Consider the following 13,235-nt stretch of genomic DNA (forward strand, 5'->3'; position numbering starts at 1 on the left):
GTGAGCAGTTAACTCATATTTAAAACTTCGGCTTGGTTCGATCGGCGACAATTGGACGTTTTTGGGCAATTTCAAAATGAGTGAGCAAATATTTGCAAAAATGCATCACTGCTGCCTGGCCTTCCGCCAGCGGGCTGGGGTGGTCCCCACATGCTTGCGGAAGACCTTGGTGAAATGCGCCTGGTCCGAGAAGCCGGTTTCGACGGCAACTTCGGTCAACGGATAGAGGTCCGACACCAGCAACGCTTTTGCGCGTTCCAGCCGGGCATTCATCTGCCAGTCGTGCGGTGCCATCCCGGTCGATGCCTTGAACGAATGGCTGAAATGCGATGGCGACAGGCCCGTCAGGTCGGCGAGTTCCTGCAGGCGGATATTGCGCATGCAGTTTTCTGTGATGAAATCCGTAGCGCGCCGCAGCTGCGAGACTGCCAGCGTTCCCCGCCGCCGGGGCGGGACCTTCACCATCTTCAGGACGTCGATGACGAGCGCCAGGGCGAGCCCGTCCCCATAGAGGTCGTGCAGCGGCTCCGGATTGGAAATCTCGGCGGCGATCAGCCCGGCCAGCGCCATGACCCGCTGGTCGGAGAACAGCAATTGGGGATCCTTGAGCTTTTCGGGGTTGATGTCTTCCATCAGCCGGCGGCCGAGGATGTCCGCATCGAAGTGGATATCGAGGTGGCGCACATACTGCACGTCGGCAATGTCCAGCCAAAGGTCCATGCCGGCGGGAATGTAGGAGATCGGGCTCGCATTGCTGTCCTGTGGGGCGCCGCGGGATTGCGGCGAAAGCTTCACGACAGGGCGCCCGCGGCCGCGCTGGTCGAGCAGGATGAACAGTCGCGGGTCCCGCGCCACGTAATGGCCGCCCGCATAGGCGGCGCATTCCACCTCCCAGAGGTCGGAAGTGATGCCGTTCCAGTAACGACGCCTCAGCCCCCCGATGACCGAAAAACCCTCGATCCTGTTCTGCATCCGCGGTTGAAACATCATGCTGCTATCCAAGTAAATAAACTTTCTGATTTTTATCAAGTTTATCTCAAGGTATCAATCCGGACGTTGCAGATGCCGCATCATCCGGATCTGCGCGGCACCCGGGTGCAGATATTCACGGCGGCATGGGCCCGGGACCATGACCTGGGCGGCGACAACGCGACAAAGGACGTCGGTTGACCGGAGCCTCGGATTCGAAGAAACATGAGTCCAGTTTTCCGGTTTGAAAGACGACATACGGATGGTAACCATGCCGCTGAACCCAAACGAGCGTGAGATCGCCAAGGCAAATCTCCCTCTCCTGTCATTGAAGGAAGCGAGCTTTGCAATCGAAGGTCGCGTCCTGTTGCATCCGCTGACGCTCGATCTTCGGGCAGGCAGGTCGATTGCTCTGATCGGACACAATGGCTCCGGAAAATCGACAATGTTGAAACTGATCGGCCGGCAGCAGGCGTTGAGCGCGGGCACTATCCAGTTTGAGGGCAAGCCCCTCGAAGACTGGAGTGCGCGGGAATTCGCCCGCCGGCTCGCCTATCTGCCGCAGCGGACGCCAGCAGCGCCCGGAATGTTGGTCAAGGAACTGGTGGCGCTCGGGCGTTATCCCTGGCACGGCGCGCTCGGCCGGTTCACCGCCATCGACAAGCAGAAGGTGGAGGAGGCGATCGAGCTTACCGGCATCGGCCCTTTCGCGGAACGCATGGTGGACAGCCTGTCGGGCGGCGAACGCCAGCGTGCCTGGCTTGCCATGCTCGTGGCACAGGACGCCGCCTGCCTTCTGCTCGACGAACCCATCTCCGCGCTCGACATCGGCCATCAGTTGGAAGTCCTGTCCTTGACGCACGATCTTTGCCGCGAAAAGGGCATCACCATCATCACCGTGCTGCACGACGTCAACATGGCCGCCCGCTTCTGCGATGAGATCGTCGCACTGCATTCCGGCCGGCTGATCGCCCATGGCACCCCGCAAGAGGTCATGACGGCCGAGGAACTGGTTCGCATCTACGACGTCCGCATGGATATCATATGCCAACCCTCAAGCGGCCGGCTGGTGGCGCTGGCCCAATAAGTTCGAGTATGCCGTCAGCGCGGTGAAGGTCGCCGTTGGGCAGCAATCCTGAGAATCCGGCGCGCATGATCCGCCATGGCAAGACGGCTTCGGAATGGCGGCAGCCATGAGGGCTGCCGCAAGACCGCGCTCGTTTTTAGAACCGGTAGCCTACGCCCAGCATGGCGAAAGGTTGAACATCGTCCTTGACGATCGGGCTGTCCTTGGCATCCCCGAGCAGGAAGCCGGCGCCGCCGGCGCCTGTGACGCTCCAGTTCTCGGTCATCATGTAGGTGATCGAGCCCTTGAGATCGACGCGCTTGATCCCCGCCTTCGCTTGGTGTTCCACCAGGCCGGATTGAGCCGACTGGATCGAGGTCACCCCGAAATACGACTCCATGTGCTTGTCGTCGGCCCATGTGCCGGACACATCGGCGGAGAAGATGAACCGTTCGTACCGATGAGAAACTTTCGCGCCGAAAGTGCCGGTCAGCCCCTCGCTGCCGCCTATGGTCTTGTCCAACTTGGCATAGACGCCGAATGGACCGACCTCATAGCTGACGATCCCGCCGATGACGCCGCCCATGTCGATGTCGCCGAGACCACGCAGGTAGTCCGAATCGTCCTCCTTGCGGCCCATCTCGACGCCACCGGTCAAGCCTATCCTGAAGCCGTTTGTTTCGAAAAGATCGACGGTGAGGCCGCCGGTATCGAGATGCACGCGCTCCCCAAACTGGGCGGAGACAAGCGGGAACGGCTGCACCTCGAATTCGTCGGATCCTTCATATTCGGGCATGTAGATCGCCCCGACGCCGATTGTTACCTTCCAGTCATGCAGTCTGCCGCGAATGCCGCCGTAGCGTTCGGTATCGAACTGCTGGGGAGGGGCAATCGCCGCGTCGTTTGCTTCAAGGTCGGCCGCGAGTGCCGTGACCGGAAAGAGTGCCGAGGCTGCGGCCAATGCCGCGATCGAGATTTTTATCGTCCACCGTCGCTGAATGATGTCGGAAGCCCTAACTCCGCTCAAGACCGCATTGCGGTGACGGTCTTCCGGATGATGTTGATCTTGCTGGCTCACCAAATTAACTCCTGATTATAAAAGCTAAAGAAACCGGGTCTGGTTTCGGTGAGACGTTGCGGTTGAAGAATTGCCGCAGCATTACAAGTCGAGCTGAAACCAGCCGGTAATGTCGGTGCGGCAGGGCGAAGCGATAGCGACCAATCCTGCTGCGAATGCCGTCGAGCAGCGGACGAACGGAACAAGGCTTTGGGGTGCCGGCCGTGCTCCGCCCGTCCACGCCGCTCTACGGAGCCGACCGGTCGCTGGAGGGCTCGACCGCCGGTTCTCCGTAAAAAGTGCATCGGCTCCGCTGACGCGTATGCCGGCCCATTCGGATGATAAGTCAGTGAGTGAGGGTCGGTTTCGGCTTCTTGTCGGTCCATTGTGGCGGCGCACCGTACTTGGCCGCCACGGCTCCCACCAATCCAGGCGCCCGCCCGAAGGCGTCGCAGGCCGGGTATTTTGGTTTTCCGCCGAGCCAGGACCGCATCCGCTGCCCTGAGGGAAGGGCGATGTCCAATCCTTTCGGCTCCTTGCCGGAAATGAGCACGCGCGAAAAGTCGGACGCGAACTTGGAGGCAAGGCCATAGGCATCCCCGACTTCGGAAACGCGGGGTTTGTCCTGGATCGAATTTGCGCCGCGGGCCCACACCATCGCCGCGCTCTGAATGCCGCCACCGTCGACAGCCTCCGCTTCGACGGCCAATCCTCCGAGGCCGATGGGCAAGCGCGGCACGCTGACCGGCAGGACAAAGCCGGTGCCAACGGTTACGGCGGTGGCGACCCCGGCGACGGTCCTGTTCGTCGGTACGATATCGGTCACCACGGAACGTATTGTCAGATCCGCCGGTTGGCCGGCCGAGACCATCTGGTATTTGTCGCTGAGTGCGACGCAGAGCGCCCGGTCCAGAGCGTTCGACACCAGCGAGCGGTCGGCTTCCGTTTTGATGCGGGATGCGGCGCTGAAAGAGAAGGTTGTCGGCACGATGCTGACCGTCCTTACCGTGGCCAGATGGCGCCCATCGACGTAGAGGCGTTTCTTGGCCAGCGTTCCCTTCGGCGCGCCAAGATTGCTGTAGGAAGTCAGGGTGCCTGCTTCCTTCAGCGGCACCGAAGTGCATCCCGCCACCGCCAGGGTCAGAGGCAGGGCGAAACATAGAGATCTGAAAGCTGAGGTGGATGGAGATCCTGAAAATCGGAGAAGTGGTTCAATTGATGGATTGCTGCGCACGCCTTTGGGCCTCCGTCATGGGTGTACCGGGGTGACAGTGCGGGGGAAGGATTGCCGCAGCATTACAGAGGATCGGGATGGGGCGAGCGCGGTGCCGTCCGTCAGAGTTCGATTGCAACCTGGGTTCCGATTGTGCCGCTTTGAAGGCTGACGCGCCCCCCATGGTTTGCGACGATCTGTTTGACCAGGCTCAAACCAAGGCCTGCGCCTCTGCTTTTTGGGGTAACGCGGTAGAAGGGTTCGAAAACCAGCTGCTGATGTTCGGCCGGTATGCCCGCCCCTTCGTCGGCAACGGTGATCCGCCCAGCGGCCGAGACCGAGACGGTGATCATTCCCCTGTTGCCGCCGTGGTCGATCGCATTGCGGACCAGATTGCCGACCGCTCTTGGCAGGGCAGAAGGGCTGCCGCGCCGCTCAGCGCTTTCCACGTCGCTCTGGAAGGAAATCTGGTAGCCAGCGGCGATCGCCTGGGGTGCGAGGTCGGCAACCACCGTTCGTGCAATCTCGACGAGATCGACCGCTTCATGGAGATCGCTCGCCTGGTCGTTGCGCTCAAAGTCGAGGAGCTGTTCGGCGGTCAAGGCCAGACGCGCAACGTCATTCAACAAGCGCCTGCGTTCCGGCCCCTCGGGCATGCCGTCGATCCGCGTCTGCATGATGGCGATCGGTGTTCTGAGCTCATGCGCCGCGTCGATCAGGAAGCGCTGGCGTTTCTTCAATTCGCTCTCAAGCCGCTCAAGCGTACCGTTGAACGCAATCACCAGCGGCGCAACTTCTTTGGGAATACCTTCCACCGGCAGGCGTGTTCCATGCTGGCGTGGTTCAATCTGCGATGCTTTGTGGGCGACATCGCTCACCCTTGCCAACGCGCGGCCGACGATTCGCGGGACGGCGAGGAAGATCGCAGGCAGAGCGACCGCCAGCAAGGAGACGTAGATCGGGTAGGCCCTCGTCAGAAGGGCGAAGACTCGCGAGCCTTTGTCGGCCACGCCGCCAAACAGAATCCGAATCTCGCCGACGGCCGCTTCGGCACTGTCAATCGTCGCGACCTCCTTTGTCGCAGTGGATCCCCGTATGTCCGCGTCGTCGAACAGATGGACCAGATCGGCGAGCTCAGCATAAACCGGAGGGATGGTGCCATAGGACACCGACGCACCATCTATCGTGGCCACCACATACCAAAGGGAGGTGTTCTGCTCCTTGAGCGCCCTGAGCCCCGGTGTGTCTCGTAGCTCCAAACGTCCTTGGCTGTCGCGTGTTGTGGCCGCGGCTATAGCCGAACCGATCTTTTCCTCCATGGCAATGTTGGGCGACATGATCGTAGCAGCCCACACGCAAAGGCCGAGAATCACCGCAGCAACAACAGCGATGATGACCAGGCTGAGTTGCCAGCTCAGCTTCCACCAAAGGGAGGGACTAGACCTGTCGCGCATCATTCCTCCTTCAGGAGATATCCGACGCCGCGGATATTGTGGATCGCGATGCCGGCGCCGGCGTCCAGCAGTCTTTTGCGCAATCTTGAAATATGCGCATCGAGCGCGTTCGACTGGATTTCTTCTTCATAATTGTAGACCGCGGCTTCGAGCGTCGATCGAAGAACGGTTTTGTCTTTCCGCTTGGCCAGCGCCACTAGGACGAGAAGTTCGCGCCGGGGCAGGTCGAGTGGGATCGATTCGACGGTCACGCTCAAATGCAGGGGATCGATCGCCATCCGTCCCACTGAGATTTGAAGTTCCGTCAGGCTTGGCGGGCGTCGCAGAACCGCCCGCAACCGGGCCATCAGCTCGTCCACGAGGAACGGCTTGCCCAGATAATCGTCCGCCCCGACATCCAGCCCTTCGACCCGCTCCAACGGCTCATTGCGCGCCGTCAGCACGATGATTGGCGTATCGGTGCCCGTCCGCCTCAACATCGGAATGAAGCTCAGCCCTTCGCCATCGGGAAGACGCCGATCCAGAAGGATCGCGTCGTAGCTGTTCTGGCGCGTCAGTTCGAAAGCGTCCGCAAGATGCGTGGTGTGGTCGGTGACGATGCCGTGTTTGCTCAGCGCCCCCGACAGCGCGTCGGCCAGCTCTCTCTCGTCCTCTATCAATAGAAGTCTCATCGTCCCTTGGCTCTCCTGTCCCGTTCTTCTCCGCCGCGAAGATTGCGGCAGCATTACGGGGACAAGAGAACCATCCGGTAATGCTGCTGCAATTGTCAAAGCCTAGCAACCGGAACCATCCAGTCGCGAAAACGCGAGGCGCCGCCCGCAGGCGGCCGTGCTCAAAAATCCAAGGAATATCGCTATGGCTTTGAAATGGAAAATGAGATTGACCAAGGCAGGAATGCTTCTGGGAGGCGTCTACCTCGCTGTCGTGTTTATCGATCCCGCACGGGGAACGATCGATGCGAATGAACGGGTGAAAGAGGTGGTGGAGGCGGTCGCGGCGAACCAGGTCGACAAGCCGCTGGAACTGACCCTTTCGGAGATTGCTGACATCCGGCCCACTTCCATGGTGGAACGGCTGCGCGTCAGCGGGGACCTCGAGCCGACCAATCGTGCCGTCCTGCACGCCAAGGAAGGAGGTAAGATCGTGGAAGTCCGCGCCGTTGCCGGACAGGCGGTCAAGGCGGGGGACGTGCTGGTCCGCTTTGAGACGGACGATCTCCAGTCAGTCCTCAGGCAGCGCGAGGGGGATCGCGATGTCGCGGCTGCGGAGATGCTGCTTACCATGCAGTCGCTCAACAGGATCGAGCAGCTTGCCGAAAAGAACATCGCCAGCCAGGAGCAACTCGACAAGGCGCGAAGCGAGGTGGCCGCCGCGACGGCCAGACTGAAAAGCCTTTCAGCCCAGGCGGATATCGCCCGCAGCGCTTTGCGAGACGCCGAAGTTCTGGCGCCGTTCGACGGGGTGATCTCAAACCGGGCGATCAACCAGGGCTCCCGCGTCGGCGCCGGCGCAGAACTTTTCACGATCGTCGATACGCGCATTCTGGAAGCAAAAGTCCTGGTCTCCACGCGCGACGTTCACCGTATTGCCCTCGCCCAACGGGCAGAATTGCACATCGACGGGCTTGCCGGGCAAACCGTCCTCGGACGAGTGGATCGTATCAGTCCGGTCGCCGACCACGGTACGCGCTTCATTCCGGTCTATATCCGGCTCTCCAACGGTGGCACCCATCTTCGGGGCGGATTGTTCGCGACCGGCTCGATCCTGGTCCGGCAAAACGACGACGCAATCGTGATACCGGCTATTTCGCTGCGTAAAGACGAGATGGGAGACTATGTCCTCAAGCTGAAAAAGGGCCGCCTCGTCCGCCAGCCCGTGACCGTCGGAACCGGATGGGGCGGGAGCGACAGCCTTGAGATTTCCGAAGGCCTGGCCTATGGCGACACGATCGTGACCGTACCGCTGCCCGAGCTGCGACCCGACGTCACCGTCACGATTCCGAAGGCGGGCTGACATGTTTCTCACCCGCATTTCCATCAATCATCCCGTCTTCGCCACCATGATGATGGCGGTGCTGCTCGTGCTGGGCGCGTTTTCCTACGAGCGCCTCGGCGTCGATCAGTTTCCGAACGTCGATGTCCCGGTTGTCGTGGTGACGACAGCCTTTCCGGGTGCGACGCCCGAAACCATAGAGACGGAGGTGACCAGGCCCATCGAGGAGGCGCTCAATACGATCAGCGGCCTCGATGAGATCACGTCGACCTCCTCCGAAGGGCGGTCGATCGTCATTGCCCAGTTCAAGCTGGAGGTGGAGAGCACGACGGCAGCGCAGGACGTCCGCGACAAGATAGCAGCCCTCGAAACCGACCTTCCGGAAGAAGCCGACAACCCTGTCGTGGCGCGATTTAACCCATCCGACGAACCGATACTTTCGGTGGCGATCAGTTCGGGTTCCCTCGGCATACCGGAACTCACGAGGATCGCCGACCAGCGCGTGCTGGGCCAACTGACGGCGGTCATCGGGGTCGGGCAGGCGACGCTGATCGGCGATCAGAAGCGGCAGGTCGGCATAGGCATCGACGAGACGCAAATGCGCGCACTGGGCATCGGAGTCGACGAGGTCATCGACGCCCTCCGGACCACCAACGGGAACAGACCCGCCGGAAGCCTGGTCGGCGGTATTACCGACCGTACCATTCAGGTACAGGGACGGATTGCGGAGCCGAAGGACTTTCTGGACGTGATCGTTGCCCGCCGCGGCGATGGGGCTGTCTATCTCCGCGATGTTGCCACCGTAACGGATGGCGCGGCGGATCCGGAAAGCCGGGCGATCTACAACGGCGAAGCCGCACTCGCCATCGCCATCGTCAAGGTCCGGGATGCCAATACCGTGCAGGTGGTGAGCGATCTGCGCAAGCGACTCGATCAACTGAACGCCGAACTGAGCGACCAAAACGTGCGGCTTCAAGTCGTCACGGACGCCTCCACCCCCATTCGGGAGTCGCTCGGCCAGGTGCAATCGACACTGATCGAGGGAGCGGCATTGGCGGTCGCCATCGTTTTCCTGTTCCTCAACTCATGGCGAAGCACGGTGATAACCGGCCTGACCCTTCCGATCGCCATGATTGGCACGCTCGCCGTCATCGACCTTCTCGGCTTCACGCTCAATATGCTCAGCCTGCTGGCGTTGACGCTCTCGATCGGCATTCTTGTCGATGACGCGATCGTGGTGCGCGAGAACATCACGCGCCATCTGCACATGGGCAAGTCGCATTTAAAGGCCGCTCTCGACGGTACCAACGAAGTTGGGCTCGCCGTGGCGGCGACGACCGCCACGATCGTCGCCGTCTTCCTGCCCGTCGCATTCATGGAAGGCATGGTCGGCCGTTTCTTCTACGAATTCGGCGTCACGGTTTCCGCGGCCGTGCTGCTGTCGCTGTTCGTCGCCTTCACCCTCGACCCGATGCTTTCCAGCGTCTGGCATGATTCCGATGCGGAGCCCGGCGCAAGGCGCGGACCAGTCGGACGGCTGATTGCGCGCTTCGACGCCGGTTTCGAAAGGCTCGCCGAGCGCTATCGAGAGGTCGTCCGCTGGACGCTGCGCCATCGTTTGATAACGCTCGCGCTGACTTCCGGCATCCTCGTCGGCAGCATTTTGATGGTTCCCCTGGTGGGTGTCGAATTCGTTCCCAATGCGGATGAAGGACGATTCCAGATCAGCATGACGACGCCGGCAGGTTCTTCGCTCGATTACACGCGCGCCAAGGTGGGGCAGGTCGAGAAGGCGCTGCATGAGTTTCCCGAAGTTGCTTCGATCTACTCGACGATCAACACCGGCAGCGCCATGGGCAAACACAAAGCCGCCATTCTCGTCAGCCTCGTGCCGCAGGAACAACGCAAGCGGACGCCCGCCGCCATGGAGGATCCCATCCGGGGTCGTCTTTCCGTCATCCCGGGAATCAAGATCGCCCTTATCCAGGAGGGCCTGGGCGGAGGCGCCAGTGCGATCCAACTGAGCGTCCTGGGTGACGATCAGCGGGTGTTGGAGAAGATCGCGGCGGATCTGACCACTCGCATGCGTCGGGTGCCCGGCATGGTGGACATCAATTCAAGCGCCGGCGACGAAAATTCCATCCTTTCCGTCCGGCTCAAGCGCGAGCAGGCGAGTGATCTGGGCATCGGCATCTCCGAACTGGCCGGAATGCTCTCGCCGCTGATCGGCGGCCAAGACGTTTCCACCTGGACCGATAGGCGCGGAGAAACCTACGACGTTGTCGTCCGGCTTCCCCGCAACCAGCGTGCCAGCGTCGCCGCCATTGGAGAGTTGGTGATCAAGGCCCCCGGCGATGACGCAAGCGGCAATCCGCGCATGATCCGGCTGGATCAGGTCGCGGACATCGCGCTCGTCCCGGCGGCCTCCGAAATCCGTCGTCTCGACATGTCCAGAGAGCTTCTGATCTCGGCGGATATATCCGGCCGAGCCGCGGGGGATGTCACAGCTGAACTGGAGGCCATGGTCGCCAGGCAAGATTTGCCGACGGGCTATCGCATAAAATTCGGCGGCGATTCCGAGGACATTCGGGAGGCGACAGGCGGCCTGTTCAGAGCACTGACCATGGCGGTGATCTTCATCTATGTCGTGTTGGCATCGCAGTTTGGGAGCTTCACCCAGCCGCTCGCGATCATGGCCGCCCTTCCTCTGTCGCTGATCGGCGTGCTCATCGGCCTCATGGTCGCGGGAAGTACCGTCAACATGTTCTCGATGATCGGCTTCATCATGCTGATGGGGCTCGTTACCAAGAATGGCATCCTCTTGGTCGATTTCGCCAACCGGGAGCGCCAGCGGGGTTCGAGCCTTAGCGAGGCACTCGTCAACGCGGGCGCCGTACGGTTCCGCCCGATCATCATGACTTCGCTCGCGATGATCGCCGGCATGATCCCGCTCGCGCTGGCGGCCGGTGGCGGTGGTGCGCAACGGGCTCCGATGGCGCATGCCGTCATCGGCGGCCTCGTCAGCTCTACCCTCCTGACCCTGGTCGTGGTGCCTGTCATCCTCTCCTGCATCGACAGTCTGACCCAGTGGGTCGCGGCGAGGGTGAGGACGCATTCGATCAGCGGAAACGAACGTCACTCGCCGAAATCGGCACAGCAATGACCCGTAAGACCGTCTTGCGCCTCTTCGGCAGGTTCCTTCTATCCGCTATCATGATGGCGGCTCTTTTTGGAGGGCCGCTTGTCCTCCTGATCTTTCTCTCGAGGCGGTTCGCCATGTAGAGACTTCACGCTTTGTCGCGCAGGAGCGATCGCGGCAATCCGGTCAATGTGCCTCATTCCCGCGGGCGCTGCGCAATTCACGCTCGCCTCTTTCGAGCGCGCTGGCATTCAGCACCTTGCGGAGCAGGGCGACGGCGACCGCGCGCATGCGAAGATTGTACCAGCCCTCTGGCCCGTTGCCTGGTTCCTCGTAGACGTCCAGTTTTTCATAGAGCTGCTGAAGCCGGTTCTGGACGCTGCGTAACGAGAGCTTTTTGCGCTGTGCTATTGCCTTGTCGGTCAGGCCGAGCGCCACATCCACCAGGATTTCGTATTCCGCGTCGCTCAGGCCATGCGCGGTGCCGAGGCTTTTCTGCTGGACGCCCCGGACCTCGCGGTCGATAACGCATTGGGATTCAATGAAGACGCCGCGAAGTGCGAGCTTCAGCCGCTCGTCGGAGGTGGATTTCAGCACGTATCCGTATGTCGCACCTTCTGGAACGATACGCGCCACGCCACGCACATAGGCTTCATCGGAGTAGTTCGACCAGAACAGAATCTTGGTATCCGGTCTTTCGCGCCAGATGGTGCGGGCCGCCTCGATGCCATTGCGTTCGCTCATCTGCAAGTCCATAACCACGTGCTCGGCCCGGGATTGGCGCGCCTGCACCTCACCGGCATGGCCGTTTTCCGCCTCCAGCACCGTGTCGCATTCCGGCAATGCCGCCCGCACTGCCTCGTGCAGGTAGGATCGGTGCAGCGGGTCGTCCTCGATGATCAAGACTTTCATGCCGATTTCTCCGCAACATGCCTGCGTTCCATCGACAGCACGACCTTGGCCGTCGTGCCGGGCCCGCCCGGATTGCCGCCGATCTCGAATTTTGCCGAGATCAGCCGCGCTCGCGTCTTCATATTGCCTATCCCGTGCCCCGCCTTGTCGCGACCGTTGCGCAGGCCGCTCCCGTCGTCGCTGATCTCGATCGACAGCGCGTCGCCCTGGATACGCAAATGTACCAGGATCGTCTTCGGCTGCCCGTGACGGATCGCGTTGTTGACCGCTTCCTGGACAATGCGGAAGAGCGCGGTCGCCACGGTCCGGTCGAGGTCGAGCAATGCTCCACCCGTCTCGTCGACCATCCGCCAGGCGACGGGCAGGCCGCTTTCGCGTACCGAGCGTTCCAAGTGGTTCTCGATCGCCTCCGCGACGCCAAAAAGCTGCAGCACGGTGGGCTTGGCCTCCTCGATGATCTGGCGGAGATCGTGCATGCATTGCTGCAGCGTACGGCAGAGCGGTTCGAGCGCATCCCCGTGCATCTCCGGAAGTCCCGAGAGCCGCTCCATGCGCCGCGCGAGCCGTGTCAGGTCTGCGAGCGTCTGATCGTGAAGGTCCATGCCGATCCGCTGGCGTTCGGCCTCCAGCGCCTCGGTCAGCTTGAGCGCACCCAGCCGCAATCCCTCTTCGCGGGCGCGGGCCTCCGTCTCGACGATCGCCGAGCGTTTGGCCTGTTCGGCAGCCCTCAGCGCAAAGAAATAGGGTGCCAGCAGATCGGCGATCGAGCGGGCGTTCTCGACATCCTCCATCGAGTATTTGTCGCGCTCGTGACTGGAGCAGCTCAGGGCACCGATGATATCGCCCTGAACTTTCAGCGGCACATGCAGTCGGCTTCTTAGGGACAGTTCGACGATCGGGCTCGAGAACGCGCCGGCGAAATGAAAGCGCGGATCGGCACATGCATCCGGCGAAAGCAGGAAATCCACCTCGCCGGAAAGTAACGTACGGATCGGGCTACCGGTCAACAGCGCCGGGGGCTGCTGGCTCCAGGCGGTCGCAAGCCCGCTCTCGTAGGCGATGTGGTATTTCCCGTCCAGCATCTTGATGCAGACGTCGAGATGATCGTGCGGGATGATATGGCTGATCTCAGCCGCAACCGCCTGGATGATCGAGTTGAAATCGAGTTGGCCTGCCAGCAGCCGGGATATTCCGAGATAGCGGTCAAACAACGCGTTTGCTGCCGGATTGAGCATGACGGACATCCTCCAGTCCTCCAGTTATTAGACGCCTCGCCGCTGCTCTTGTCTTGCGGGAACCCGCAAATTTTGCGCGAGTACCCGCAAGAAGGTTGCTTGTATGCGCCTATACAACATCTGATTTCTCCTCCATGCTCGCTTTACTGAGCAAACGGGGCTCAGCGCAATCACTATCTTCGGACAACCGTTGAGGAG

The 13,235-nt window shown here is 61.4% G+C and carries 10 protein-coding genes; 3 read left to right on the plus strand and 7 right to left on the minus strand.

Annotation, left to right across the window (positions count from 1 at the left end; genetic code table 11):
- Positions 1-105: 105 nt before the first annotated feature.
- A complete protein-coding gene (locus ACZ9EJ_RS26175) occupies positions 106-990 on the minus strand; it encodes a helix-turn-helix domain-containing protein (RefSeq protein WP_046641011.1) in 885 nt (294 codons plus the stop codon).
- 250 nt (positions 991-1,240) lie between these two features.
- On the opposite strand from ACZ9EJ_RS26175, the gene ACZ9EJ_RS26180 reads away from it, so the two are divergent.
- Positions 1,241-2,056: an ATP-binding cassette domain-containing protein gene (locus tag ACZ9EJ_RS26180; RefSeq protein ID WP_046630453.1), complete on the plus strand. Its 816-nt coding sequence runs from the start codon at positions 1,241-1,243 to the stop codon at positions 2,054-2,056.
- Between the two features lie 136 nt (positions 2,057-2,192).
- Here the strand turns inward: ACZ9EJ_RS26180 and ACZ9EJ_RS26185 are convergent, their stop codons facing one another.
- The 4 genes from ACZ9EJ_RS26185 to ACZ9EJ_RS26200 form a co-directional block, all read right to left on the minus strand.
- Positions 2,193-3,038 carry a MipA/OmpV family protein gene (locus tag ACZ9EJ_RS26185; protein WP_476100513.1) on the minus strand — a complete coding sequence of 282 codons (846 nt, stop codon included), beginning with the start codon at positions 3,036-3,038 and terminating at the stop codon, positions 2,193-2,195.
- Positions 3,039-3,438: 400 nt separating this feature from the next.
- Entirely contained in the window at positions 3,439-4,326 is an 888-nt protein-coding gene (locus ACZ9EJ_RS26190) for a DUF3313 domain-containing protein (RefSeq protein ID WP_370650391.1), read from the minus strand.
- 101 nt (positions 4,327-4,427) lie between these two features.
- Positions 4,428-5,759: a sensor histidine kinase gene (locus ACZ9EJ_RS26195; RefSeq protein WP_370650390.1), complete on the minus strand. Its 1,332-nt coding sequence runs from the start codon at positions 5,757-5,759 to the stop codon at positions 4,428-4,430.
- Positions 5,759-6,430, minus strand: coding sequence for a response regulator transcription factor (locus ACZ9EJ_RS26200; RefSeq protein WP_046630298.1), 672 nt, complete (start codon positions 6,428-6,430; stop codon positions 5,759-5,761). Before ACZ9EJ_RS26200 ends, ACZ9EJ_RS26195 begins: the two co-directional genes overlap by 1 nt.
- A 202-nt stretch (positions 6,431-6,632) precedes the next feature.
- Between ACZ9EJ_RS26200 and ACZ9EJ_RS26205 the strand changes: the two genes are divergently transcribed.
- Both ACZ9EJ_RS26205 and ACZ9EJ_RS26210 read left to right on the plus strand, forming a co-directional pair.
- Entirely contained in the window at positions 6,633-7,772 is a 1,140-nt protein-coding gene (locus ACZ9EJ_RS26205; protein WP_255736495.1) for an efflux RND transporter periplasmic adaptor subunit, read from the plus strand.
- Position 7,773: 1 nt separating this feature from the next.
- Entirely contained in the window at positions 7,774-10,914 is a 3,141-nt protein-coding gene (locus ACZ9EJ_RS26210) for an efflux RND transporter permease subunit (protein WP_046641012.1), read from the plus strand.
- 162 nt (positions 10,915-11,076) lie between these two features.
- On the opposite strand, the gene ACZ9EJ_RS26215 is transcribed toward ACZ9EJ_RS26210, so the two are convergent.
- Together ACZ9EJ_RS26215 and ACZ9EJ_RS26220 are read right to left on the minus strand one after the other, a co-directional pair.
- On the minus strand, positions 11,077-11,802 hold the full coding sequence (locus ACZ9EJ_RS26215; RefSeq protein WP_046630309.1) for a response regulator transcription factor: 726 nt from the start codon (positions 11,800-11,802) through the stop codon (positions 11,077-11,079).
- Complete coding sequence (locus ACZ9EJ_RS26220; RefSeq protein ID WP_046630457.1) at positions 11,799-13,037, minus strand: GAF domain-containing sensor histidine kinase; 1,239 nt, start codon at positions 13,035-13,037, stop codon at positions 11,799-11,801. Before ACZ9EJ_RS26220 ends, ACZ9EJ_RS26215 begins: the two co-directional genes overlap by 4 nt.
- Positions 13,038-13,235 lie beyond the last annotated feature (198 nt).

The organism is Neorhizobium sp. USDA 3394 (assembly GCF_056280385.1).